Origin of the sequence: Mycobacterium sp. (assembly GCF_049683355.1) — a bacterium.
In the GTDB taxonomy this organism is placed as follows: domain Bacteria; phylum Actinomycetota; class Actinomycetes; order Mycobacteriales; family Mycobacteriaceae; genus Mycobacterium.
The window spans coordinates 1-24,563 of sequence record NZ_JBAUJB010000016.1; the positions used below are offsets into that span (position 1 = coordinate 1).

Genomic DNA, 24,563 nt, shown 5'->3' on the forward strand with positions numbered 1-24,563 from the left:
GGCAAGGCCCGGGGTGAGGGCTTCGCGGTCGCCGACGACGGCGCGGTGTCGGTCGACGCCGCCCCGGCGCCGCTTCTGATCCAGCTCGCCGGCGGTGACGGCACGGTGGCCGCCGGTTTGTTGCAAAGCCGGGCCGTCGAGCTTGGTCGGCGGATCACCGACGGACTCGGGCGTCTCGGCGCCGCCGACGCCGACGCCGCCGGTGACATCGCCGACGCGTTGGGACTGGGCCGCACCGGGCCACCGGCGGCGGCGACCGTCCCTGCAGGGGCCTGGCCGGTGCAGGCGGCCGACGTCGTGGACGGCTGGCCGGCGATGAGTCAGGACAGGATCTCCGCACAGATCGCCGCCATGACCACCGCGCAGCGCGACCGACTGGTCGCCGAGTTCCCCCGGGAGGTGGGCAACACCGACGGGGTTCCCTGGTCGATGAGGATCGCCGCGAACCGGCTCAACATCGCCGACGCGATCGCCGCCGAAGACGGTCGTGACGCAGGATCCCGGCGACGGATCGCCGTCTACCGCGGCCTGCTCGCCGAGATCGACGACCCGGTCGGGACCGGCCGTCGCGTCCAGCGTCAGATCCTGGCGTTCGATCCGGCCCGCGCCGCGCTGGTCGAGCTCAACGGGCAGCTCTCGACCGCGCGTGGGGTCGCGGTACTGGTCCCCGGGGTGAACACCACGATCGACGATTCGGCGGCCAACACCGCCACCGCCCGCCGCTTCGTCTCCGCCGGTCGCGGCGACGTCGCCGTGATCACCTACCTCGGCGGCCCGTTCCCGCAGGTCCGGGATCCCGCGGCGGCGTTTCTCCAGGCCGCCGACCCGGGGTTCGCGCTGGACATGGCGCCGGGGCTGGTGGCGTTCACCGAGGACGTCGACCGGGCGGTGGGTGACGGCGTCGCTGTGACGGTGATCGGCCACTCCTACGGCGGGTCCATCGTAGGGACGGCCGAGGCGCTGGGGATGACGTCGGACCGCACCCTGTTCCTGGCCGCGGCCGGAGCCGGGGTGGGCGTCGACGATCCCGGGGACTGGCACAACCGCAACCCGGACGTACTGAGGTTCTCGATGACCGCGCCCGGCGATTTCATCGAGGCCGTTCAGGGCATTCCCGGCGGTCCCCACGGGGCCGACCCCGACGAGATGACGGGCGTGATCCCGTTGCGCACAGGTCGCTACGACGACGGTCGACCAGTGTGGGGGTGGCCGGCCCATTCCGGGATGCTCAACCGCCCGTCGGATGCGTGGCGGGCGATCCTCGCGGTGATCGTCGGCGATTCGCAGACCCTGCAGCAGGCGACCGCGAGGTAGCCGAGGCGAGCGCGGAACTCAGTCGCGGGCGATCCAGCCCAGTCGCCGGCTGATGGCGTCCGCCGCGGCGATCGTCAGCTTCGCGACCTCTTCGAACCGCTCCACCCCGAGACGGTACGAGGGACCCGAAACACTTAGCGCCGCAACCACTTGCGAGTTGGCATCGTAGACCGGCGCAGCGACGGCGTTGAGCCCGACCTCGAGCTCCTCGGACACGCTGGCCCAGCCGCGTTCACGCGTCTGCGACAGTTGCTCCTGCAGCTCCGTGGTGCTGGGCACGGTGGTGTCGGTGAAGGCGGCCAGTACATCGCCGAGCCGGGACCGGACGTCGGCGGGATCCAGCCCGGACAGCAGCACCTTCCCGCTGGAGGTCGCGTACGCCGGGCAGCTCTGCCCGACCCAGGTCCGCAGCGTGATCTCAGCGGGGCCGATGGCCCCGACGATGTTGACGATGCGGTCCCCGTCGAGCACCGCGAGGTTGGCGGTTTCGGCCACCTCGATGCTGAGCGCCTCGCAGATGCCCTGACTGAGCTTGGCCATGTCCAGTGTGGCGCTGCTCGCGCGGGCGAGCCGGGCCACGGCGAAACCCAGCCGGTACTTGCCGCGCTCGGCGATCTGCTCGACGAATCCGCGGGCCTCCAACACCGCGATCAGCCGCGAGACCGTCGATTTGTGCACACCGAGTTCGTCGGCGATCTCGGTGACCCCCGCCTGGCCCAGCTCGGCGAGGATCTCCAGCACCAGCAGCGCGCGGTCGACGGACTGTACGGCGGCGGGCGAACTGTCACGCTTGACCATTGCTGCTAGACCTTACTTCAGCAGGTCGGCGCACTTCTCCGCCATCGCCATCACGGTGGTGTTGGGGTTGACCGAAGGAAGCTTCGGCATCGCCGACGCATCCACCACCCGCAGCCCCGTCACTCCTTTGACCCGCAGCTGGGGGTCGAGCACCGCCATCGGGTCCGACGCTGCGCCCATCCGCGCCGTCGCCGCCGGGTGGTAGACGGTGTTGTGGCACCGGTGGATGTAGTCGAGGAGTTCGTCGTCGGAGGTCGCGTCGGGGCCCGGCGCCAGCTCGGCGGGCCCCCACCGCGCAAGCGGCGGCTGTGCGGCGATGGTGCGTGCCATCTTCAGCCCGGCGAGCATGATCCGCTCGTCGTAGCCGTCGGGGTCGGTGAAATACCGCGGGTCGACCCGTGGGCGGTCCCGGAAGTCGCGGGTTCGCAGCCGCACCGTGCCTCGGGACCGGCCCTGGGTGACGTTGGGCGTCAGGCAGAATCCGTTGTCGGTCGTCGGATAGCCGTCGCGCAGCGTGTTCATGTCGAACGGCACGCTGCCGTAGTGCATCATCAGATCGGGCTGGGTGCGTCCCTCGTCGACCGTGGCGAACAGGCCGATCTCCCACCACTGTGTCGACGAGGTGACCATCGGTTCGGCGGCCTGCCAGGACACCAGCCCTTCGACATGATCGTCGAGTTTGGCGCCGACACCCGGCGCGTCGAGACGCACCTCGAGACCGATCTCTTGAAGGTGCGCAGCAGGCCCGATACCCGACAGCATCAACAACTTCGGGGTGTCGATGGCGCCGGCGGCGAGGATCACCTCACGACGGGCGGTGACCGTGTCGTAGCCGGTCAGGTCGGGTCGCTGGTACCTGATCCCATTGGCGCGCAGTGCTTCACCGAAGAGGACCTCCGACACCCTTGCGTCGGTTCGGACCTCCAGGTTCCTGCGGTTGCCCAGGATCGGGTGCAGGAACGCATGCGACGACGACAGCCGGGTGAGCCGGGCGTCCTCCTGCACGGCGTTGATCTGAAACCAGCCGGCACCGTTGCGAACAGTTTCTCCGCGGTTGAATGCGAGGGTCGGCAGGCCCACCATCGCCGCTGCCTCCAGAACTGCGGCGCCGCAGGGATCGCCGGGCGCGATGTCATGCAGCGTGACGGTCCGTGTCAGCCGTTCGACCAGTGGCAGCATCTCGGCCGCGCCCCAACCGGCTGCCCCCATCGCGGCCCACTCGTCCAATGACTCAGCCGGCGGCCAGAACGCGATACAGGAGTTGTGTGAGGAGCAGCCCCCGAGCACCCTGGCCCTGGCGTGGCGCAGGAACGAGTTGCCCCGCTCCTGTGGTTCCACGGGATAGTCCCAGTCGTAGCCCGAATCGAGCAGGTGCATCCACTCCGGCAGCGCGAGGATCGCGTCGTCACCGACGTCGGTCGGGCCGGCCTCGACGAGGCACACCGTGACGCCGGGGTCTTCGGTCAGCCGCGCGGCCAGCACGCAGCCTGCGCTGCCACCACCGACGATGAAGTAGTCGAACTCTGCGGCGTCGAACTCTGCGGCGTCGAACTCTGCGGCGTCGAACTCTGTGGCGGCCATCGGCGATTCAGCCGTCCGCGCCGACCCCGCCGACTCGGCGGCGTGGGACCGCAGAGTGCCGATGTGGTGGCGGCCCTTGACGCAGTACCAGAGCATTCCGGCGCCGACGATGATGCCGATGTAGACGAACGCGCCCCAGGTGTTGAACCACGGGGCTCCGTAGACCTCGACGCGCGGCCAGGCCAGGTTGACCGCCATCGCGATGCCCACACCACCGCCACGATGTTCACCGGCATCCCCCACCGCCCCATCGTGAAGTAGCCCCCTTCTGCGAGATCCTCTGGTGGCCAATGCCCCTGGACGCGCTTTCGCAGCGTCGGGCCGGTGACCATCAGGTAGCCCAGGTAGATCATGATTATCGCGATCGAGGTCAGCACGGTGAAGATCTTGGGCTGTCCGATATTGAGGACCAGGATGACGATCGCGATGATCCCGATCGTGACGGCCGGGACGACGGGGGTCTGAGTCCTGGGGTTCACGGTGGCCAGCTTCTCCCCGAACAGCAGCGCGTTGTCCCGGGCCATCGCGAATGTCAGCCGAATGGCCGCGGTGTGCACCGCCAGAGCGCACACCGTCACCGCGATGACGATGCAGACCAGGAACACCGTGCCCAGCGGACCCCACACCACCTGTTCGACGATGTACTGTAGGCCTCCGGCACTCTCACCGAGCCGCGGGTCCTGCAGATTCGGCGCGGCCATCACGGCGAACACCAGGATCCCGCCGCCGATCACGAAGGACGCCAGGATTGCCCGCGCGATCGCCTTCGGCGCGGTGTGCCGCGGCTCCACCGTTTCCTCACCCAGCGAGCTGGCGGTGTCGAACCCGTACATCACGTAACCCGAGGCGAGCGAGGCGATCAGGAACGCGCCGAGAAAGCCCATGCTCTCGTCGGCGCCGTAACCGTTGGCGGAGAAGAAGATCTCGGGACCCCGGTTGATGTTGACGGCCAGCAGGAAGGTGATCAGCACCGCAGCGATCAGCTCGATGAACACCCCGGAGTTGTTGATTCGGGCCATCAGCTGGACTCCGAGCGCGGTCACCAGGGTGGTGAAGCCGATGAGCGCGCTGCCCAGCAGCACCGCGTTGGCGGCGTAGTCGTGATCACCGCTGCCGTCACCGACGATCTGGAATCCGCTCCACACTCGCGGCAGATTCAGCTGATAGGCCAGTGCCACCGCGGAGATGGTCACGATCGACGCCGTCAGCATCAACCAACCCGACGTCCAGCCGACCAGGCGGTTGCCGAGCTTCTTGCTCCCGTTGTAGACCGAGCCGACAACCGGATACTTGGCGGCGAGCTCCATGAAGCGCAGCGCCACGGCCATCTGGCCGACGAACACCAACGGCCAGGACCACAGGTAGGCCGGCCCCGCGGTCCCGAACCCGAAGTAGAACAGCTGGAAAGTGCCCGTGAGGATGGAGATGTAGCTGACCCCGGCGGCGAAGCTGGCGAACTTGCACCCCTCACGTCAGCAGAGACTGGACACTACCCACTCATGGAACTGCGCGATGTGGTGTTCGGCGGGGACGAGCACTCCCCCCTGCCGGTAGGCCCGTGAGGACATGGCGGGCTGGGTGCGCTCACAGGCCGCAAAATCCTGCTCGTTGACCCGGTGGAACAGCTCCGCCGAGCGTGCGATGTCCTGTCCGCTTCCGAGGACGTCACCGGTGTAGAGCCAGTCGCATTCCACGACGGTGCGGTCAGCCGCCATCGGGTACATCCGGTGGAAGATGACGTGGTCGGGCACCAGGTTGATGAACACCGTCGGTTTGACGGTGATGGCGAAGTAGCGTCGGTCCTGCTCGTCGGTGATGCCGGGCAGCCGGTCGAACCCTGCCGCTCCGCCCACCGTGAATCCGGCTACCTGCGAGCCGAATTCGCTGCCGAGGCCGATGTTGGCCTGGGCCGCCACCCCGCGTGCGAACTCGGGCACGACGTCGACGAGCTCGGGGTGGATGGAGCTGCAGTGGTAGCACTCCATGAAGTTCTCCACGATCAGCTTCCAGTTCGCGGCCACGTCGTAGACGACCCGGTGGCCCACGTCCAGACCGCCGATACCGTAGCGGTTGATGGCGTCGGGGTCGCCGAGCGTCCTGGTGGCCTCGGCCACCACCTCCTCGAACGCAGGCGGGGTGTCGGACAGACACACCCAGGCGTAGCCGAGCCATTCGGTCAGCGCCACCGGCACCAGGCCGTACTCGTAGCGGTCGATCGGCGCGCCGGCACCGTCGGTCAACAGACCGATGTTTGGCGCCGCGGTCAGCTTGCCGTCCAGCGCGTAGGTCCAGGAGTGATACGGGCAGCGCAGGTTGCGCTTGACTTCGCCTTCGGGCTCGGTGCACAGCTGCGCCCCGCGGTGCCTGCAGATGTTCAGAAAGGCCCGCAGCAGCCCGTCGCGGCCCCGCACCAGCAGCACGCTCTCCCTGCCGACCTGCACCTTGCGGAACTTGCCCGGCAGCGCGAGATCCGCCGACCGGGCGGCGCAGAACCACATGTCCTCGAAGATGTGTTCCTGCTCGGCGGCGAAGACGTCGGCGCTGGCGTAGTAGTGGCCGCCGAGTGTGGTGCGCAGCGCCGGCGCGGCCAGGGGCGAACGATCTCCGGTCATGTGGTCACCAGTCGCTTCGGGTCGAACAACGAGATCGGATGCCCGGTGCCGCCGTCGATGGCGAGGTCGGCCAGGATCTCGCCGACCACCGGGACGAACTTGAACCCGTGGCCCGAGAATCCGCACGCGACGGTCACCGACGCGCACTCAGGGTGCCGGGCGATCACAAAGTGCTGATCGGGGGTGTTGGAGTACATGCAGGTCGCCGACCGCAGACACCGACCGTCCAGCGCAGGCAGCAGTTCTGCTGCGCGCTCGCACATTTCGCGGATCTCGTGGTCGTATACGGTGCGGTCGATGGTGTCCGGGGTGCACACCACGCCCTTGCGGAAGAACGCGACCTTGACCCCGCCCCGCGCACCGTCGATGGCGGGGAAGCCGTAGATCTGCATCCCGTCGGCGCCCTCGTGGATGAAGATCGGGTGCTCGGTGAACGGCGCGGTGCCCCCGACCGGGTCCAGCCAGTAGAGCACCTGCCGCTCGATCGTGATCGGGATACCGAACTCGGTGAGCAGCTGCGGCGCCCAGGCACCGGGGCAGATGACCAGCTGCCCCGCGGTGTACATCCCGCGTCCGGTACGCACCGTAACCCCGGAGGACGTCTCGGCCCATTCGAGGACTTCTTCGCCGAACTGGAGCGTTGCGCCGACCTGTTCGGCGAGACCGAGATGGGCCGCGACTGTCAGTTCCGGCCGGGCGAACCCCGCCATCTGCTCGTACAGCGCGATGTCGTCGGCGCCGGGGGTGAATTGCGGGTGGCGGGACCGGATCTCACCGGCACCGAGCACCTCGTGCCGGAGTCCCCAGCGACGACTTGCGGTGAGGCTGCCTGCGACGGTCAGGCAGTCCGGCGGGCCGATGAACAGCCCACCGGTGACGCGGTACACCTCGGTGTCCGAGGCGGCGGCGAGCCCGGCCCACAGCTCGTAGGCGCGCAGCAGAAGCGGCACATACGCGGGATCTTCGAAGTAGGACTGCCGGATGATCCGTGAGCCACCGTGGCTGGAGCCCTTGGCGTGGGCGGGGGTGAACTTCTCCAGCCCGAGGACGCGCTGTCCGCGCGCCGCGAGGTGGTATGCGGCAGCGCTACCCATGCCGCCGAGCCCGATGACGATGACGTCGTATCCCATCTCTGCTACCTCTTGATCCGGGCCATCTCGGGGTCGACCACCGGTTCGGCGTGTACGACGGCGGCGTGAGTGAGCCCGCGGTAGGCCACGGTGACCGTGGCGCCGACGCCGACGCCCGCCGGCAGGTACGCATAGGCGATGGTGCGTCCGACCGTCGCGGAGTGCCCGGCGCTGGTCACGTAGCCGACACAGCGACCGTCGAGGAAGACCGGCTCCTTGCCGAGAACGGCAGCGTTCGCGTCATCGAACACGATGCTGCGCAGTACCGACCGCGGAATCGCCGGCTGTTGCAGCGCGGCCCTGCCGACGAAATCGGCGTCTTTGTCCATCCGCACCGCGAAGTCCAGCCCGGCGGCTGCAGGCTGGTGTTCGGCTGTCATATCGGCTCCCCAGCTGCGGTAACCCTTTTCGATGCGCAGGCTGTTGAAGGCGATCCGGCCGGCGGGGATGATTCCGTGCTCGTGGCCTGCCCGCGTCAACAGATCCCACAGCGCCGTGCCGTATTCGGCGCTGGTGTAGATCTCCCAGCCGAGTTCGCCGACGTAGGACACCCGCATCATGGTCACCGGGATGGTGTCGAGGAAGGTTCGCAGCGCCCGGAAGTACCGGAAGCCGTTGTGGGACAGGTCGTCGGGGCACAGTGCGGTAACCACATCACGGGCGCGAGGGCCCCACAGCCCGATGCAGCAGGTTGCGCCGGTGACGTCGCGTAGCGTGACGTTCCGGGGCAGGTGGCGACTGAGCCAGTCGAAGTCCATCGGCGAGTTCGCGCCGACCTGGAATGTCTCCGGCGCCAGCCGTGCGACCGTGAGATCGCTTCGGATGCCGCCATTTCTGTCGATGAGCAGCGTGTAGGTGACCGACCCGACACTCTTGTCGACGTTGTTCGAGGTCATCTTCTGCAGGAACGCCGCGGCGCCGGGGCCGCTCACCTCGTAGCGGGTCAGCGGCGTCATGTCGTACATGGCGACGCGCTCACGCGTCCAGCGCGCTTCGGCGACCGAGATCGGCGACCAGAACCTCGAGGCCCATTCGTCGCGTTCGGGAAGGACCAGGCCGTCGGCCACCAGTCGCCGCGCCAGTTCGTCGTTGGCCTGGTACCAGGCCGGGCGTTCCCACCCGCCGCCTTCGTAGAAGAACGCTCCCGCCTCGGTCTGACGCGCGTGGAAGGGACTGGTGCGAAGTCCGCGCAGCTCGCTCCGGTACTGGTGCGGATGGATGACGTCGTAGACCTCGACGAAAGCCTGGGAGCTGGTCTGCATGATGTACGACGGGCTGCGCGCCACCTCCTCGAAGCGGTACAGGTCGCATTCGTGGGTGTCGATCGACGGCGTGCCGTCGATGATCCACTCCGCCGTTGCCCGCGCGACACCTGCCGAGTGGGTGACCCAGACCGCTTCGGCGACCCAGAACCCGGGCAGCTCGCGGTGCTCGCCGATGATCGAGAAGCCGTCCGGGGTGAACGAGAAGATGCCGTTGAACGCCTCGTCGAGCTTCGAATCCTCAAGCGCGGGAATCAGTTCGGCGGCGACAGCCCAGGCCGGGGCGAAGTCTTCCTCGGTGAACGGCAGCATCGACGGCATCGGTTCGCCCGCAGTCTCGGTCGACAACGTGGACATGTCGACGGGCATGGGCCGGTGACTGTAGGACCCGATGCCGAGGCGGTCGACGTGCTCGCGGAAGTAGAGGTCCTGGTCCTGGTGGCGCAGGATCGGCAGGCCGGCTTCGGCCAGTTCGGTGTTGCGCCCCACCAACGCCTCGATCTGCCCGGTTCTGCCGTACTGGTGCGCCATCGGCACCAGTGGCAGCACCAACCCGACCTGGCGGGCGAGCTGCGCCCCCCAGAACCCCGCCGCGCAGACGACGATGTCGGCATCGATGACGCCGTCGGCGGTGCGCACCCCGGTGACGCGCGCGCCGTTGTCGACGATGCCGAGCACCTCGGTGTGCGGCCGAAACGTCGCTCCCCTGGCCTGGGCCCGATGTGCCTGGGCCTCTGCGGCACGCAGCGCCTTGGCCAGGCCGTCGGCCGGGGTTTGGAAGCCGCCCAGGATGCGCTCGCCGTCGATCAGCGGATGTAATGCGACGCACTCGCCCGGTGTGACCAGCCTTCCGTCGATCCCCCATGCCTGCGCCAGGCCCGCCTTTCGGTGCAGGTCAGCCCACCGCTCGGCGGTGGTGGCGATCTCCAGGCCCCCGACCGGGTTGAAGGCCCACCCATCGGGGTGCCGCAGTGAGCCGAACTTCTCGACCGTGTACTTCGCGAACGCGGTCATGGTCTTCGACGGGTTGGTCTGGAACACCAGCCCTGGGGCGTGCGAGGTAGAACCACCGGTGGCGAACAGCGGCCCTCGGTCCACGACGGTCACGTCGGTCCAGCCGCGCACCGTCAGCTCGTCGGCGAGGGAGGTACCGACGATTCCGGCACCGATCACCACGATTTTGGGCATAGGCCGACCACTCCATTCCGGCAAAGAGATTCTCGACGGCAACATCCACGATCTTGATGTTGCGTAGTACGCAACGTTGTGCGCTATACGCAACAGATCATCCATCCTCTGCGCCTGTTGCGCAAGATGGGCGCGCCGGAAGAATCGCGAAATGCCGCGAGCGTGCAATCCCGGTAGCCACACAGGATGTGCGACTACGGGGAATGCACGCTCGCGGTGATGGAACCGTTAGGGCTGGGAGTCCGCTTTCGACTCGCTCGCCTCACTCGAATCACTCTGCGGCAGCAACGCTTCCAGTGCCGAGCCGGTGATCCGGCGGAACGCCCGCCTCGGTCGATTGGCCTCCAGGACGGCCACCTCCAGCGTGGCCGGCCCGAGGGCACGAGGCTCGCCACCGTCGCCGCTGGCACTGAGCGCCGCCACGGCGATCGCCACCGCGTCGGACAAGCTCGCGTTCTCGGTGTAGGACTCGTTCAGTGCGGTGGCGATCGGTTCGGTGACCCCACCCATGACGACGAAGTGAGGCTCGTCGGCGATCGAACCGTCATAGGTGATGCGGTACAGCTCAGGAGCTTTGGTCTCGCCGTAGTGGGCGACCTCGGCCACGCACAGCTCCACCTCGTACGGCTTGGCCTGCTCGGTGAAGATCGTTCCCAATGTCTGGGCGTAGACGTTGGCCAGCTGGCGACCGGTCACATCACGGCGCGAGTAGGCATAACCCTGGGTGTCGGCGAACCGGATGCCGCCGCTGCGCAGGTTGTTGAACTCGTTGAAGCGGCCGACGGCGGCGAAACCGACGCGGTCGTAGAGTTCGCTGACCTTCTGCAGAGACCGCGACGGGTTCTCGGCGACGAACAGCACACCGTCGGCGTAGGCCAGCACGACGACGCTGCGGCCGCGGGCGATGCCTTTGCGCGCCAGCTCCGAACGCTCACGCATCGCCTGCTCAGGCGAGATGAAATAGGGGAAGCTCACGAATCCTCACCTCGAGGCTCGGCGTCGGGACCGAAGGTGTCTGCCCGCGAACGACTCTCGATGATCTGTCGGCACACCGCGGCGATCTGCTGCTCGGACACATCGGCGGCGCCTTCGGCATCGATGGCCACGGCGGTCGGGTAGATCCCCCGCACCAGGTCGGGCCCACCGGTCGCGGAGTCGTCGTCGGCGGCGTCGTAGAGCGCCTCGATCGCCACCCGCAGCGCGGAGTCCGCGTCGGTGACCTGCGAGTAGAGCTTCTTCATCGAGGACTTGGCGAAGATCGAGCCGGAGCCGACCGACTGGTAGCCCTCCTCCTCGATGTTCCATCCGCCGGCGGCGTCGAACGACACGATCCGGCCTGCGCCCTCGGGGTTCTTGTCATCGAGGTCGTATCCGGCCAGCAGCGGCAGCGCGACGAAACCCTGCAGCGCGGCGCCCAGGTTGCCGCGAACCATGGTGGCCAACCGGTTCACCTTGCCGGGGAATGTCAGCGCCACCCCTTCGATCTTCTCGTAATGCTCGAGTTCGACCGCGTACAGCCGGGCGAACTCCACTGCGATCGCGGCCGTCCCGGCGATGCCCGTCACGGTGTATTCGTCGGTGATGTAGACCTTCTGGACGTCGCGGCTGGCGATCATGTGGCCCTGGGTCGCGCGCCGATCACCGGCCATCACGACGCCACCGGGATACTTCAACGCGACGATGGTGGTTCCGTGGGGCACCGCGTCCGTCGGTGTCGGTCCGGAACCGGGCAGCAGATGTGGCGCCTGGTGACGCAGGAAGTCGGAGAACGAGGACAGGTTCACACCACCATGGGACATCACGTGCGGCAAGGCGTCAAAAGCTCCGGGCAATGATTGTTCGCGGTGCGGCCAGGTCACTGGCCGCCCTTCTGGACATAGGCGCGGACGAAGTCCTCGGCGTTCTCCTCGAGAACATCGTCGATCTCGTCGAGCAGGTCGTCGGTCTCCTCGGCGAGCTTCTCGCGGCGCTCCTGGCCGGCGCCCGTGCTGCCGGCGGGGTCGTCGTCATCGCCTCCGCCGCCACCCCGCTTGGTCTGCTCCTGGGCCATCGCTGCCTCCTGCGTATGTCTGAATCCACCACACTACCGGTCGGCAGCGAGATTGCTGGGGATAGTCCGATCAGCTGGTCGTGAGCTGCTCCACGAGTTCGACTGCGCTGTTGACCGAGTCGAGCAGGGCTCCGACATGGGCCTTGCTGCCCCGCAGCGGCTCCAGCGTCGGAATCCGCACCAGCGAATCCCCGCCGAGGTCGAAGATCACCGAGTCCCAGCTGGCGGCGGCGATGTCGGCCCCGAACCGGCGCAGGCACTCCCCCCGGAAGTAGGCACGGGTGTCGGTCGGCGGGTTGTCGACGGCGTCGAGCACCTGCTGCTCGGTGACCAACCGCTGCATCGAGCCCCTTGCCACGAGGCGGTTGTACAACCCCTTGTCCAGGCGCACGTCGGAGTACTGCAGATCCACCAGGTGCAGCCGGGGGGCCGACCAGCCGAGGTTCTCCCGTTGGCGGAAACCTTCGAGCAGCCGCAGCTTGGCCGGCCAGTCCAGCAGGTCGGCGCACTCCAGCGGATCACGCTCGAGCAGATCGAGGACCTTGGCCCAGGTTTCGACGACGTGGGAGGCCCGCGGATCGGGGTCGCGGCTGTCGACCAGTTTGGCGACCCGGTCGAGATAGATCCGCTGCAACGCCAGCGCGGTGAGTTCGCGGCCGTCGGCCAGGGCCACTGTGGCCCGCAACGACGGGTCTCGGCTGATGACGTGGACGGCGTGCACCGGGCGGGCCAGCGCGAGATCGGTGAGGTCGAATCCCTCCTCGATCAGGTCGAGCACCAGTGCGGTCGCGCCGACCTTCAGATAGGTGGATGTCTCGGCCAGGTTCGCGTCGCCGATGATGACGTGCAGCCGCCGGTACTTGTCGGCGTCGGCGTGGGGCTCGTCGCGGGTGTTGATGATGCCGCGCTTGAGCGTGGTCTCGAGGCCGACCTCGACCTCGATGTAGTCGGCGCGCTGGGAGAGCTGGAAGCCGGGCTCGTCACCCGAGGGCCCGATCCCGACCCTGCCCGACCCGGTGACCACCTGGCGGGACACCAGAAACGGCGTCAGGCCCGCGATGATCGCCGAGAACGGCGTCTGGCGAGACATCAGATAGTTCTCGTGCGAACCGTAGGACGCGCCCTTGTTGTCGATGTTGTTCTTGTAGAGCTGCAGCCGGGCCGCGCCGGGGACGCTGGCGACGTGGCGCGCGGCGGCCTCCATCACGCGTTCCCCGGCTTTGTCCCAGATCACCGCGTCCATCGGGTCGGTGCACTCGGGCGCGGAGTACTCGGGGTGGGCGTGGTCGACGTAGAGCCGCGCACCGTTGGTCAGGATCATGTTGGCGGCGCCGACCTCGTCGGCGTCCACGACAGGCGGCGGGCCCGACGCCCGGCTGAGGTCGAAACCGCGTGCGTCCCGCAGCGGGGATTCCACCTCGTAGTCCCACCGGGTGCGCTTGGCGCGCTGGATGCCCGCGGCCGCCGCGTACGCCAGCACCGCCTGGGTGGAAGTCAGGATCGGATTCGCGGTCGGGTCGGACGGCGAAGAGATGCCGTACTCGACCTCCGTTCCGATGATCCGTTGCATACCGCCCAGCGTAGAGGTCAGGGTTGCAGGCGAGGTCACGAGGCCGCGCGGAATGCGGGCGGGCGGGCGGGCGCCGTGATGAGATTGGCCGACGATGAGTCCGACCTCCGAGCAACGCCTGGCCGTCGAACGCTGGTTCCTGCAGCACGGCCTACCGGCCGTGCTGCGCCCCGGCACCTTGGTACGGCGGATCTGGACGCGCTCGGCTCCGGCGTTCGCGGCGTTCGCGGTGATGCTGGGGTTCTCGATTCTGGTCGTCGCCGTCACCGGGCAACACACCATCGACATCGACGGCTCCCCGACGCGGACGGAGTGGTTTGTGCTCGGGCTGGTGGTGCTGGTGCTCCCGGCGGCGGTGCTGGTGGGCTGGCTGGTCTCGCGGGCGGAGGATCCGCGGCTGCGCGGCGCCGTGTCGGCCGCGGCGATGGTGGTGGCCGCGCTGGCCACGGTGTTCGGCGGACCGAGCTCCTTCGTCATCGTCGACGTGATCGCCGAACTGGTGGTCATCGCGCTGATATTGCTCTGCACCGCAACGGGCGTGGGTTCGATTCTGGGTTGGGCCGCGCGGGTGACGGGGGCCAACCTCGCCTCGGTGGGCAGCATGCTGCTGCGTGCGCTGCCGGTGATGCTGCTGACCGTGTTGGTGTTCTTCAACGGACCCGTCTGGACGATGGCCTCCACCGTCAGCCGTGGCCGGTTGTGGATGGCACTGCTGTTCCTGTTTCTCATCGCCGCGGCTTTCCTGGTGTCCGGCACGCTGAGTCGGGTCCGCCCGATCCTGCAACCGGACGCCAAGCAACCCGAGGACGCCGCAAAACTGACCGGGACGCCGTTCGAGACACTGCCCGACCGGCCCCGCCGGGTCGCGTTGTCCAAGCCGGAACGGATCAATGTGGTGTTCGTGCTGGCGCTGTCCCAGATCGTCCAGGTACTCACCGTCGCGGTGGTGACCGGGCTGCTGTTCCTTATGCTCGGGCTGCTCCTGGTGAGCCCGGAGATGTTGGCGGCCTTGACCCGGGGCGGATCGACCGACGGCGATTTCCTGTGGATGACGCTGCCGATACCCGACGCACTGATCCAGGTCACGATGTTCCTGACCGCGTTGACTTTCATGTACCTGGCCGCGCGGGCCGTAAGCGACAAGGAGTACCGGCAGCAGTACCTCGATCCGCTGATCGACGACCTGCGGCTCACCCTGGTGGCCCGGGACCGCTACCGCGCCGCGACGGCGGCGCGGTGAGCGCACCCGAGGTGGCACTGCGCCGGATCCACGACTGGTTCCTGCACCGCGGACTGCCGTTGGTCCTCACCCGGCGGGTGCGCTCACGTGCGCTGATCGCTCGCTCGGCGCCGATGGTGGCAGGGGTGGGCGCGTTGACCGCCGTGACGATGCTGCTCGCCGACTGGACCGGAGACGATCCCGACTACGGCTACATCGTTCGACTGGGAGCCATCGCCGCGGTGCTGGCCGGCGCCCCGTTTGCGCTGCATGTGCTGCACGAGCGCGGCACGACCGCGTCGGAGGCCGGCAGGCGGACCGCAGCGCTGGCAGTGATGGCGGTTTTTGTGCTGCTGATGCCGGTGGTCGCCTCCGGATGGTCGGCGGCGGCGCTGGCCGAGGTACCCGCGTTCCTGGTGGTGTCGTTACTGGCGGTCTGGTTCACCTACCTGGGCTTCGGTTCGATCCTGTTGTGGGCGTTCCGGTTCGCGTGGGTCCAGCTGGGCGCTCTGGGAACGCTGATGAGCCGGGCGCTGCCGCTGCTGATGTTGACCGTGGTCGTGTACTTCACCGGCGAACTCTGGCAACTGGCTGCCCGATTGACGCGGGAACGACTCTGGCAGACAGTCGGTTTCCTCGCCGTGGTGGCGCTGGCGTTCATGGTCGCCACCATCCGCGACGAGGTCAACGCCCTACGTGAAGATCGGTCGGGGCCGTCGGATCCCGCGACACTGCTCGCCGCAACTCCGTTGGCCGGCCACGCCCGCACTCCCCCCGCCAGAACCCCGCTGTCGTTGGCGGAGCAGGTGAACGTGGTGGCCGTCATGGTCGTCTCCCAGGCCATCCAGGTCGTGCTGTTCACCGCGGGTCTGTTCGTGTTCTTCCTGACCCTGGGGATGATCGCCATCCCCGACGACGTCACGGTGCTGTGGTCCGGTGAGCAGGCGTGTGCGGTCGGCGTACCCCCCTGTGCGGGAACGTGGTTCGGCATCCACGTTCCGATCCCCCAGACCGTCGTGCACACCTCGCTGTTCGTCGCGGTGCTCTCCGGCCTGTATTTCACCGTGAGCACCAGCGTCGACCCGCTCTACCGGCAACGTTTCTTCGAACCGCTCATCGCCGACGTCGCGGTGAGCCTCGCCGGCCGCGACGCCTACCTGGAGCTCGAACGCCCCTGATCCCAACGCCCTTCGGACAGCAGCATGTGGCGGGTCGCCTCGGTACGTGAGGACACCCCGAGCTTGCGGTAGGCGCGATACAGATGGTTGGCGACAGTCTTGGCACTCAGATGCAGCCTCCTGGCGATCTGCTGGTTCGTGAGCCCGCGCGCGACCTCCTCGAGGATCCGGCGCTCGGAGTCGGTCAGCCTGCCGATCTCCTCCTCGGAATGGGTTGCCGGTTGCAGTCGCGCAGCCCACGACGAGGCGCCGATGCGGCGGAACCCGTAGAGAGCTTCGGTACGGGCCCGCTCGCGCTCGGCTCTGTCGGTGGACACCGCGGCCCTGTCCATCAACGCGCGGGCGCGGTCGAACGCGTCAGCCTCGACGTCGAAGAGGGCGACGGCCTCGTCGAGCAGTTGCAGCGCCTGCTGCGGGTCCGCCTGCGCGCACACCATCGCCCTTGCCCGGCGAGCCGTCGCCCTGGTCCATCGGCTGACCCCGGGAGTGGCGGCGACTGCGACGAGGTGATCGACGACCGGCTCGGCGTCGCCTGGGCGTCCCAAAGCGACATGAGCCTCGACCAGGTCGACGTGCCACCGCGCCAGTTGCGGCGCCAACATACCTGCCACCTGCTCGAACGCCCAGCATTCGCCCAGATGCCCGACGACGTCGTGGTACCTGCACTCACTGAGCGCGGCCAACCCCGCGTTGGCGAGCAGGAAGTAGCGCGCCCCGAAGGTCGACTGTTCATCGGAGATCGCGAAACCGAGTGCCAGGTCGGCGGCCGCCGCCTCGTCGTCACCCCGGATCGCCGCCACGCGGGCCCGCAGGGACAGCCAGAACGGCGCAAACGCCCGTTGCCCGGTGGCCAGACAGAGCGCCACGGCCTCGTCGAGACACACCAGCGCGTCGTCGAATCGTGAAGCCCGGACATGAGTTTCACCGAGGGCGCCGTAGGCCATCGCCAGGGAAGCCCGCGCGCCTTCGGGCCGGAGCGCTCCGATCAACCCGGTCAACAGGGCCACGCCGGCGTCGTATCGCTCCGCGATGGACATCGCCCTGCCGACGTGCAGGCCGACCAACGGGTCATGGCGGATCGCAGCCATCAGGTCGAGGGTGTCCAGCGTGCCGGCGAGCTCGTCGGCTCGACCTTCGTCCCACGCGCTGGCGGCATGGGCCAGGACCACCGTCGCCACGTCGGATTCCACCGATCCCGGTTCGGTCTGTTCGACGGCGGCCTGAGCGGTCTCGACGATCTGCGCGACCAGACCGAGCATCCCCAGCGGGATGGCCATCCGGGCGAGCACGGCGCCGGCCTGTTCCGGCGTGGCGACCGCAAGGCACTCCGTGAGCCGTTGGTGGGCCACCGCGGGGGCGCCGTCCAGCGCTTCGAGGGTCGCCAGTGTCAGCGCGGCGGCCACGTACAGCCCGCTGCAGGCCGGATCGGCCAGGACCGTCTCGAGGCGGTGCCGGGCAGCCTCGGCCTCACCCGCCGCCCCGAGCAGTTCGGCGGCCTCCAGGCGCACCCGGCCCCGGCGCGAATCGCTACCCGTCATTCCCGCGGCGAGGTCGAGCATCCCGGCGGCGGCCTCGATCCCGCGCCCGGCCCGCATCCCCTTGGCGGCCTCGACGAGAGCATCGGTGAGCGTCTCGTCCGGTCCGATCGTGCCCTGCGCGCGGTGGGCCAGCCGGACTTCGTCGGGCACCGCCGGGTTCGCCGCGAACTCGGCGTTGAGCGTCCGCCGTCGCGGCTCTGACATCCCGCCGAGAACCGCGCTGCGCAACAACGGGTGGCGCAGACTCAGCCGCCCGTGGGACAGCCGGACCAGCCCGAGGTTCTCCAGCTCGCCGAGAGCCGCTTGCGCACTCGGGGATTCGGACTCGACGAGGGCCGCCCAGGAACCGTCCGAGGACACCGCAACTCGGTCGAGCAGTTCGCGCGCCGGGCTGCCGGCAGGTGGCAGCTGCCGGGTGAAGACGGCGGCCAGGTTTCCGGCGAGTGGGATCTCCTGCGGCAGTGGCTGTACGCCACTCAACTGGTCCGGCGACAGCGCCTGGGGCAGTTCCCCGAGGGCAAGCGGATTACCCGAGGCCACATCGATCAGCCGCCGGGCGACCGACGGGTGAATCGGGGCGTCGGTGGCCGAACCGAGGATCTCCATCGCGTCCTCGGGCGCCAGCCCACGCAGTTCGTGGGTGCAGAAACCTTCGGCGAAGGCAGATGTCGCCCGGACGCGGCGGCCGGTGACGACCACCAACGCGCCGCTGAGCACTGCGCGGCGCAGAGCCAGGTTCAGTGCGGTGCGGCTCGACGGATCGGCGTCATGGATGTCGTCGACGAGCAGTGCGACGTCGGTCGCATTCTCCAGTCCGGAGCAGAGCACGTCGGCGGCCCGCATCGGGTCGGGGTCCGCTGAACTCCAACCGGCGGAGTCCGGAACCGGCAACAGTGTCGCGATCTCCACCGCGGTGGCCATCGGGGTTCCCAACTCGCCTCCGCGACAGGTGAGCACGCGCGCCGCGGGCCCGATCTGGCCGGCCAGCCAGGACAGCGCGCTGGACTTGCCCATCCCGGCGTCACCCAGCAGGACATGGACCTCGCCACCGCCGTGGCGGGTCTGGGCCCACGCACGCGTCAACCGGCTGCCGAGCTCTGTGCGCCACGCCAAGCCTGCCATTGGCAGGCAGGCTATCCCAGATCAGGCGGCGAGGACGCGGCTCAGCTCCCGCCGACCACTTCCCAGGTGTCCTGGCCGTCCGGGCCTCCGGCGGTCACCCTGACCGGCCGGGTGTCTCCTCGCGGATCGGCTGCCTCGCATTCGAACGACTCCCCGACAGCCACCACCTTGAGCCCTTCACCGCATTGCACCGTGACCTCGAAGCCGTAGTCCTGCGAGACGTCCTCGGACAGCCCTTGCTCGTCTCGGCGAGGTCGTAGACCACATCGAGGGTGGCGAAGTCGACGTTGTAGTCGTCGTCGGTGAACTTCACCTCGACCCGAACATCGTTGCCCTCGAGGTCGGCGACGCAGTTGAAGCTGGATCCCGCCTTCGGCGACTCCGACGGGCGGGGGCACTCGACAGTGTCGACCTGCCGGTCGATGGCGGAGTACTGGGTGTTGAGCTCGTCGGCGATGGCGGTCTCGAGCTTCTCGTAGTCCGGGCCGCCGGCGGAGAAGGAGAACTGGCATCCTGCGACCACCGGGGCCACCATCAGCAGGGCCAGCAACGGTCGTGGTGATGTCACTGCTCGAGAATACTGCTCGAAGGGCCCGGCGATGATGGGAAAAATTGCTCAATCTCGGCGGTGTGATGCCCGCCGGATCGGCCGCCGCACGCACTAGATTCACTCGAATGAGCGGGCTGCGGGGCAAGCGCTACGGCGAGGTCTTACTGGTGACCGTCGGCACGAACGCCGGAGAGGGGCCGCAGGCGGTCGTCTACAACACGTTCGGCCTCAACGACTGCCCGCCCGACCTGTGGTCGCAACTCGACGCCGGCGCCTTGGCCGAGGAGCACGGCGCGACGGCGGCGCTGCTCAACGGTCCCCGGTACTGGCTGATGGACGACATCGTCAAGGACACCGGCGGACAGCGGGAGACGGCGACCTTCGGCGGGATCGACATGATCCGACAGGCCACCGTCGCGTTGACATCGATGAACCCCGCGCCCTATCTCGCCAACACGGTCACCCGCAACGCCGTGTTCGTCTTCGACGCCGGTCGTCCTGTGTTCGAGCTCGTCGACCCGCAGGGCCGGACCTGGGTGATGCAGACCTGGAGCCAGGTCGTCGACCCCACGCTGCGCTACGAGGACCTGGCCGGGCTCGGCGCCCGGCTCAGACCGCCCGAAGGCTGGTCGTACCGAACCCGCGTGCTCGACGACGAGCTACGGATCGACACCACCAGTCAGGCCGCCCAGGTGCTCCAGGACGACCTGACCAACAGCTACTCGCTGGCGTCGACCGGTACCTAGAGGTACTGGCCGAGGTTCGACTCGGTGTCGATGGCCCGGCTGGCACTCGACGACTTGCCCGTGACGAGGGTGCGGATGTAGACGATCCGCTCGCCCTTCTTGCCCGAGATCCGGGCCCAGTCGTCCGGGTTGGTGGTGTTGGGCAGGTCCTCGTTCTCGGCGAACTCGTCGACGATCGAGTCGAGCAGGTGTTGGATCCGCAGCCCACGCTGACCGGTCTCGAGCACCGACTTAATCGCGTTCTTCTTCGCCCGGTCGACGACGTTCTGGATCATCGCCCCGGAGTTGAAGTCCTTGAAGTACATGACTTCCTTGTCACCGTTGGCGTAGGTGACCTCCAGGAACCGGTTGTCGTCGATCTCGGCGTACATCCGGTCGACGACCTTCTCGATCATCGCCTTGATGGTCAGGCTGCGATCGCCGCTGAACTCGGCCAGATCGTCGTCGTTGATCGGCAGTTCCTCGGTGAGGTACTTGCTGAAGATGTCCTGCGCCGACTCGGCGTCGGGCCGCTCTATCTTGATCTTGACGTCCAGGCGGCCGGGCCGCAGGATCGCCGGGTCGATCATGTCCTCGCGGTTCGACGCGCCGATCACGATGACGTTCTCCAACCCCTCCACGCCGTCGATCTCGCTGAGCAGCTGCGGGACGACGGTGGTCTCGACATCGGAGCTCACTCCGGTGCCGCGGGTGCGGAAGATGGAGTCCATCTCGTCGAAGAACACGATGACCGGAGTGCCCTCGGAGGCCTTCTCGCGTGCCCGCTGGAAGATCAGCCGGATGTGACGCTCGGTCTCGCCGACGAATTTGTTCAGCAGCTCGGGGCCCTTGATGTTGAGGAAGTACGACTTGGCCTCACGGGCGTCGTCGCCGCGCACCTCGGCCATCTTCTTGGCCAGCGAGTTGGCCACGGCCTTGGCGATCAGGGTCTTGCCGCATCCGGGCGGACCGTAGAGCAGCACGCCCTTGGGCGGGCGCAGTGAATACTCCCGGTAGAGCTCCTTGTGCAGAAACGGCAGCTCCACCGCGTCGCGGATCTGCTCGATCTGGCGGCCGAGGCCGCCGATGTCGTTGTAGCTGACGTCGGGAACCTCTTCGAGCACCAGGTCCTCGACCTCGGCCTTGGGGATGCGCTCGAACGCATACCCGGCCTTGGTGTCGACCAGAAGGGAGTCACCGGGGCGCAGCTTGCGCGGCCGGTCGTCGCCGAGCACGTCGTCGTCGTAGCCGTCGGGCAGGTGCTCGGCCGCGACCAGGGGCTCGGCGAGCCAGACGATCCGCTCCTCGTCGGCGTGGCCGACCACCAGGGCCCGATAGCCGTCGGAGAGGATCTCCCGCAGGGTGCTGATCTCCCCGACGGACTCGAAGTGACCTGCTTCCACCACGGTCAGCGCTTCGTTGAGACGAACCGTCTGACCCTGCTTGAGTTCCTTGGTGTCGATGTTCGGCGAGCACGTCAGGCGCATCTTGCGGCCCGAGGTGAACACGTCGACCGTGTCGTCCTCCTGCACGGCGAGCAGCACGCCGTAGCCGCTGGGCGGCTGGCCGAGCCGGTCGACCTCCTCGCGCAGCGCCAGCAACTGCTGACGCGCCTCCTTCAGGGTGTCCATCAGCTTGGCGTTCCGGGCGGCCAGCGAATCGATGCGCGCCTCGAGCTGGTGCACATCGCGCGCACTGCGCAGCCCGCTCTGTGGGCCTACGGCGTTCTCCAACTGCTCGCGGAGCAGCGCAGCCTCGCGGCGAAGGTTCTCAAGTTCTGCTGCATCCTCTGGGGACAAACCCTCAGAACGCTCGGACTCATTCATGCTTGAGCTCCTTTCCCACACCGGATGTTGGCGCGGTAACAACTTCAACGCTACCGGCGATTCAGTCTTTGTGTGTGCTCTAGGAATTCGCCACACCAGCAACACTGTTAGCCTTTGATGATCAGTTCGGCCGAACGGAAGGACAGCCGTGACCCTGAAAACCCTCGTTACCAGCTTGACAGCTGGGGCAGCAGCAGCCGTTGTAGTGGGTGCTGCGGCGGCGGGTGTGACCCTTGTTGCAGGCGGCACCGGGACTCCCGGCGCCCCCGCACAGCCCACGGTGCAGCCGGTCGTCTTCGACGTGCCGCTACCTGCCGCGCCGGCACCCGATCTGCAGGGACCGCTGCTCTCGACGCTGACCGCGCTGTCCGGACCAGGCTCTTTCTCCGGATCCAAGGCCAGCTACATCCAGGGTGGGATCGGCCGGATCGAGGGCATCACCGCTGACCGCGCCTACAACAACGCCGCGGCCAAGGGGTACTTCCCTCTCAGCTTCTCGATCGACGGGATCGACCAGAACGGACCCGTGGCGACGGCGAACGTCACCGCGACGGCCCCGTCCGGTGTGGTCGCGACCCAGCCGTTGACGTTCGTGGCGGGCCCGAGCCCGACCGGTTGGCAGATCTCGAAGCAGTCGGCGCTCGCCCTGGTCACGTCGGTAGGCTGATCCTTACCGATTCGTGACACGGGTGCGTCGCACCGTTGCAGTCTGCAGCGCCGCCACGATCGTGGCGGCGCTCGGACTGAGCGGGTGTAGCCAGCCGGCCCCGCCCGCGGCGTCACCGACGGTGGAAACCTCACCCGCACCGTCGGTCGGGATGCCGCCGCCGGTCGCCCCGGCGCCGGGCGGGCCACCGCTGCCTCCGGCGTCGGCGCTGATCGACGTGATGAGCAGGCTGTCCGACCCGGTGGTTCCCGGCGACCAGAAGGTGGCCCTCATCGAGGACGGCTCAACCGACGAGGCTGCCGCCCTCGACCGATTCGGCATCGCTCTACGGGACAACGCCGCCTTGCCGCTGGCGTTCGAGACGCGCGACCTCGCCTGGTCACAATCGGACCCCGGCAACGTCGTCGCGACCGTGGTGGTGCGCACGGCGGGTCCAGAGGGTGGCGAGTTCGCCTACCCGATGGAGTTCGCCCGGTCCGACGGCTCCTGGCAGCTGACCCGCCAGACCGCTGAGCAGCTGCTTGCGTTGGACGGCCAGGAAAGCGCGCCCCCGGCACCACCTGCCCCACCCTCGCCGGCGCCGCCGACACCGACGCCGACGCGCTGACCGGGATGTGGATCGGCTGGCTGGAGTTCGACAACCTGCTCGGCGATGTGCGATCGCTCAAGCAGAAACGGTCGGTCATCCGGCCGTTGATCGCCGAGCTGGCACGCAGGTTCTCGGTATCGGCCGCGGAGACGGGCTCGCGGGACCTGCACCGGCGGGCCGGGGTCGGAATCGCGCTGGCGGCCGCCAATCGCGCCCATGTGGTGGATGTTCTCGACGCAGCCGAACGGCTGGTGGCCGCGCGCCCCGAGATCGAGCTCCTGTCGGTCCGGCGGGGGCTGAGGCGAAGCACCGACGACGACTAGGTGAGGCGTTTCTTGCGCACCGGCACCGGGGCGACGGCGCCCGGCGCCAGCTTCCGGGCGCTGATCAGAAACGCGGTGTGGCCCCGCATGGTGTGCTCCGGGCGGACCGCCAGACCGACCACGTGCCAGCCACGCTGCATGCTCTCCCAGGACCGTGGTTCGGTCCAGCACTGTTGTTCGCGCAACGCCTCCACGGTCTTGGACAGCTGTGTCACCGTGGCCACGTAGATGATCAGCACCCCGCCGGCGACCAACGCGTTGGCGACCGCGTCGAGCACGTCCCACGGCGCGAGCATGTCCAGGACCACCCGATCGACCTCGGGTCCGGTGTAGGCGCCGAGGTCGGCGATCACCAGGTCCCAGTTCGGCGGTTGCTCACCGAAGAACGTCGTGACGTTGCGCACGGCGTGCTCGGCGTGGTCGTCCCGCAATTCATAGGAGGTCACCTGCCCCTGCGGCCCGACGGCTCGCAACAGCGAGCACGTCAACGCTCCTGAACCCGCACCGGCTTCGAGCACCCTGGCCCCGGGGAAGATGTCGCCTTCGTGGACGATCTGGGCCGCGTCCTTCGGGTAGACGACCTGGGCCCCCCGCGGCATCGACATCACGTAGTCGACCAGCAACGGCCGCAACACCAGGAACTGGTCACCGTTGGTGGAGCGCACGACGCTGCCTTCCGGCAGCCCCACCACCGCTCCGAGGTCGATGATGCCCCGATGGGTGTGGAACTCGCCGTCGGGCTTGAGCACCATCGTGTAGCGCCTGCCTTTCGCGTCGGTGAGCTGCACGCGATCACCGACGGCGAATGGACCCGTTCTTGGCACAGCTGATCACCCTGCCAGTAGACGCGCCGGCGGAGGCGGCCGGGGTTGCCCGGATTTGTCGTGGCCCGGTCATAGGCTGGGTTCATGAGCGAGCAGACGGAACGGCCGGTACGGCGGCCGGCGCTGTCTCCGTCGCGGGCGAGCGACTTCAAGCAGTGTCCGCTGCTGTACCGCTTCCGCGCCATCGACCGGCTGCCGGAGCCGTCGTCCACCGCGCAGGTGCGCGGGTCGGTGGTGCATGCCGCGCTCGAGCAGCTGTACGCCCTGCCGGCCGCACACCGGGTGCCCGAGACGGCGGCGGCGCTGGTGACGCCGGCGTGGGAGCGGGTGGTCGCCGAACGGCCCTCGGTGGCCACCGACATCGATCCGACGTTGCACGCCGAGCTGCTCGAGCAGGCGCGGAAGTTGCTGTCGGGGTACTACCGGCTCGAGGATCCCACCCGCTTCGACCCGCAGAGCTGTGAGCAGCGCGTGGAGGTCGAGCTCGAGGACGGCAC

Annotated in this window: 21 protein-coding genes and 1 pseudogene; 8 read left to right on the top strand and 14 right to left on the bottom strand. The window is 68.3% G+C overall.

The annotated features are described in order from the left end of the window. The coding region (locus WA944_RS00810) for an alpha/beta hydrolase (RefSeq protein ID WP_526646098.1) at positions 1-1,314 on the top strand (1,314 nt) is incomplete at its 5' end. Positions 1,315-1,332: 18 nt separating this feature from the next. Here WA944_RS00810 and WA944_RS00815 read toward each other — a convergent pair. The 10 genes and pseudogenes from WA944_RS00815 to dop form a co-directional block, all read right to left on the bottom strand. Then, positions 1,333-2,112, bottom strand: a complete 780-nt coding sequence (locus tag WA944_RS00815) for an IclR family transcriptional regulator (RefSeq protein WP_526368326.1) — start codon at positions 2,110-2,112, stop codon at positions 1,333-1,335. Positions 2,113-2,124: 12 nt separating this feature from the next. Then, positions 2,125-3,693, bottom strand: a complete 1,569-nt coding sequence (locus tag WA944_RS00820; RefSeq protein ID WP_526368334.1) for a GMC family oxidoreductase — start codon at positions 3,691-3,693, stop codon at positions 2,125-2,127. A 12-nt stretch (positions 3,694-3,705) separates the two neighbouring features. After that, positions 3,706-5,153, bottom strand: a pseudogene (locus tag WA944_RS00825) (amino acid permease); the annotation flags it as partial. A gap of 12 nt (positions 5,154-5,165) precedes the next feature. Further along, a complete protein-coding gene (locus WA944_RS00830; protein ID WP_526368328.1) occupies positions 5,166-6,305 on the bottom strand; it encodes an aromatic ring-hydroxylating oxygenase subunit alpha in 1,140 nt (379 codons plus the stop codon). Further along, the gene (gene solA / locus WA944_RS00835) at positions 6,302-7,435 is read right to left on the bottom strand and encodes an N-methyl-L-tryptophan oxidase (protein WP_526368330.1); all 1,134 of its coding nucleotides are present in this window, start codon (positions 7,433-7,435) and stop codon (positions 6,302-6,304) included. Before solA ends, WA944_RS00830 begins: the two co-directional genes overlap by 4 nt. A 5-nt stretch (positions 7,436-7,440) precedes the next feature. Next, positions 7,441-9,885, bottom strand: coding sequence for an FAD-dependent oxidoreductase (locus WA944_RS00840; protein WP_526646100.1), 2,445 nt, complete (start codon positions 9,883-9,885; stop codon positions 7,441-7,443). A gap of 228 nt (positions 9,886-10,113) precedes the next feature. Next, complete coding sequence (gene prcA, locus WA944_RS00845; protein ID WP_526369558.1) at positions 10,114-10,860, bottom strand: proteasome subunit alpha; 747 nt, start codon at positions 10,858-10,860, stop codon at positions 10,114-10,116. Then, complete coding sequence (prcB, locus tag WA944_RS00850) at positions 10,857-11,684, bottom strand: proteasome subunit beta (protein WP_526608772.1); 828 nt, start codon at positions 11,682-11,684, stop codon at positions 10,857-10,859. The genes prcA and prcB overlap by 4 nt, the downstream gene beginning before the upstream one ends. 56 nt (positions 11,685-11,740) lie before the next feature. Next, positions 11,741-11,935, bottom strand: coding sequence for a ubiquitin-like protein Pup (locus tag WA944_RS00855; RefSeq protein ID WP_159235247.1), 195 nt, complete (start codon positions 11,933-11,935; stop codon positions 11,741-11,743). 70 nt (positions 11,936-12,005) lie between these two features. Further along, on the bottom strand, positions 12,006-13,505 hold the full coding sequence (gene dop, locus WA944_RS00860; RefSeq protein ID WP_526609264.1) for a depupylase/deamidase Dop: 1,500 nt from the start codon (positions 13,503-13,505) through the stop codon (positions 12,006-12,008). 94 nt (positions 13,506-13,599) lie between these two features. Here dop and WA944_RS00865 point away from each other — a divergent pair, with 94 nt between their 5' ends. Both WA944_RS00865 and WA944_RS00870 read left to right on the top strand, forming a co-directional pair. Further along, positions 13,600-14,745: a hypothetical protein gene (locus tag WA944_RS00865; RefSeq protein WP_526372985.1), complete on the top strand. Its 1,146-nt coding sequence runs from the start codon at positions 13,600-13,602 to the stop codon at positions 14,743-14,745. Continuing rightward, complete coding sequence (locus tag WA944_RS00870) at positions 14,742-15,902, top strand: hypothetical protein (RefSeq protein WP_526372986.1); 1,161 nt, start codon at positions 14,742-14,744, stop codon at positions 15,900-15,902. The genes WA944_RS00865 and WA944_RS00870 overlap by 4 nt, the downstream gene beginning before the upstream one ends. Here WA944_RS00870 and WA944_RS00875 read toward each other — a convergent pair. Next, entirely contained in the window at positions 15,878-18,562 is a 2,685-nt protein-coding gene (locus tag WA944_RS00875) for a LuxR C-terminal-related transcriptional regulator (protein ID WP_526609262.1), read from the bottom strand. The two genes, WA944_RS00870 and WA944_RS00875, sit on opposite strands and share 25 nt — an antisense overlap. A 94-nt stretch (positions 18,563-18,656) precedes the next feature. After that, complete coding sequence (locus tag WA944_RS00880; protein ID WP_526609261.1) at positions 18,657-19,130, bottom strand: DUF4333 domain-containing protein; 474 nt, start codon at positions 19,128-19,130, stop codon at positions 18,657-18,659. 107 nt (positions 19,131-19,237) lie between these two features. Here WA944_RS00880 and WA944_RS00885 point away from each other — a divergent pair, with 107 nt between their 5' ends. Next, entirely contained in the window at positions 19,238-19,858 is a 621-nt protein-coding gene (locus tag WA944_RS00885; protein ID WP_526374304.1) for a hypothetical protein, read from the top strand. Here WA944_RS00885 and arc read toward each other — a convergent pair. Continuing rightward, complete coding sequence (arc, locus tag WA944_RS00890) at positions 19,855-21,663, bottom strand: proteasome ATPase (protein ID WP_163891464.1); 1,809 nt, start codon at positions 21,661-21,663, stop codon at positions 19,855-19,857. The two genes, WA944_RS00885 and arc, sit on opposite strands and share 4 nt — an antisense overlap. 148 nt (positions 21,664-21,811) lie before the next feature. Here arc and WA944_RS00895 point away from each other — a divergent pair, with 148 nt between their 5' ends. The 3 genes from WA944_RS00895 to WA944_RS00905 are packed head-to-tail and all read left to right on the top strand — an operon-like array spanning position 21,812 to position 23,242. After that, complete coding sequence (locus WA944_RS00895) at positions 21,812-22,330, top strand: MTB12 family secreted protein (protein ID WP_526374777.1); 519 nt, start codon at positions 21,812-21,814, stop codon at positions 22,328-22,330. A gap of 22 nt (positions 22,331-22,352) precedes the next feature. Then, positions 22,353-22,937, top strand: coding sequence for a lipoprotein LppK (gene lppK, locus WA944_RS00900; RefSeq protein ID WP_526374785.1), 585 nt, complete (start codon positions 22,353-22,355; stop codon positions 22,935-22,937). Between the two features lie 5 nt (positions 22,938-22,942). After that, a complete protein-coding gene (locus WA944_RS00905; RefSeq protein ID WP_526374779.1) occupies positions 22,943-23,242 on the top strand; it encodes a DUF503 domain-containing protein in 300 nt (99 codons plus the stop codon). Here WA944_RS00905 and WA944_RS00910 read toward each other — a convergent pair. Continuing rightward, positions 23,239-24,066 carry a class I SAM-dependent methyltransferase gene (locus WA944_RS00910; RefSeq protein WP_526374781.1) on the bottom strand — a complete coding sequence of 276 codons (828 nt, stop codon included), beginning with the start codon at positions 24,064-24,066 and terminating at the stop codon, positions 23,239-23,241. The genes WA944_RS00905 and WA944_RS00910 overlap by 4 nt on opposite strands. 84 nt (positions 24,067-24,150) lie before the next feature. On the opposite strand from WA944_RS00910, the gene WA944_RS00915 reads away from it, so the two are divergent. After that, on the top strand, positions 24,151-24,563 hold a 413-nt coding region (locus tag WA944_RS00915), incomplete at its 3' end, for a RecB family exonuclease (RefSeq protein WP_526608860.1).

Bases quoted from the DNA above. Each gene is read 5' to 3' on its own strand.
- WA944_RS00815 (WP_526368326.1), bottom strand. From the start codon at position 2,112: ATGGTCAAGCGTGACAGTTCGCCCGCCGCCGTACAGTCCGTCGACCGC.
- WA944_RS00820 (WP_526368334.1), bottom strand. From the start codon at position 3,693: ATGGCCGCCACAGAGTTCGACGCCGCAGAGTTCGACGCCGCAGAGTTC.
- WA944_RS00830 (WP_526368328.1), bottom strand. From the start codon at position 6,305: ATGACCGGAGATCGTTCGCCCCTGGCCGCGCCGGCGCTGCGCACCACA.
- solA (WP_526368330.1), bottom strand. From the start codon at position 7,435: ATGGGATACGACGTCATCGTCATCGGGCTCGGCGGCATGGGTAGCGCT.
- WA944_RS00840 (WP_526646100.1), bottom strand. From the start codon at position 9,885: ATGCCCAAAATCGTGGTGATCGGTGCCGGAATCGTCGGTACCTCCCTC.
- prcB (WP_526608772.1), bottom strand. From the start codon at position 11,684: ATGTCCCATGGTGGTGTGAACCTGTCCTCGTTCTCCGACTTCCTGCGT.
- WA944_RS00855 (WP_159235247.1), bottom strand. From the start codon at position 11,935: ATGGCCCAGGAGCAGACCAAGCGGGGTGGCGGCGGAGGCGATGACGAC.
- dop (WP_526609264.1), bottom strand. From the start codon at position 13,505: ATGCAACGGATCATCGGAACGGAGGTCGAGTACGGCATCTCTTCGCCG.
- WA944_RS00865 (WP_526372985.1), top strand. From the start codon at position 13,600: ATGAGTCCGACCTCCGAGCAACGCCTGGCCGTCGAACGCTGGTTCCTG.
- WA944_RS00875 (WP_526609262.1), bottom strand. From the start codon at position 18,562: ATGGCAGGCTTGGCGTGGCGCACAGAGCTCGGCAGCCGGTTGACGCGT.
- WA944_RS00885 (WP_526374304.1), top strand. From the start codon at position 19,238: ATGAGCGGGCTGCGGGGCAAGCGCTACGGCGAGGTCTTACTGGTGACC.
- arc (WP_163891464.1), bottom strand. From the start codon at position 21,663: ATGAATGAGTCCGAGCGTTCTGAGGGTTTGTCCCCAGAGGATGCAGCA.
- WA944_RS00905 (WP_526374779.1), top strand. From the start codon at position 22,943: ATGTGGATCGGCTGGCTGGAGTTCGACAACCTGCTCGGCGATGTGCGA.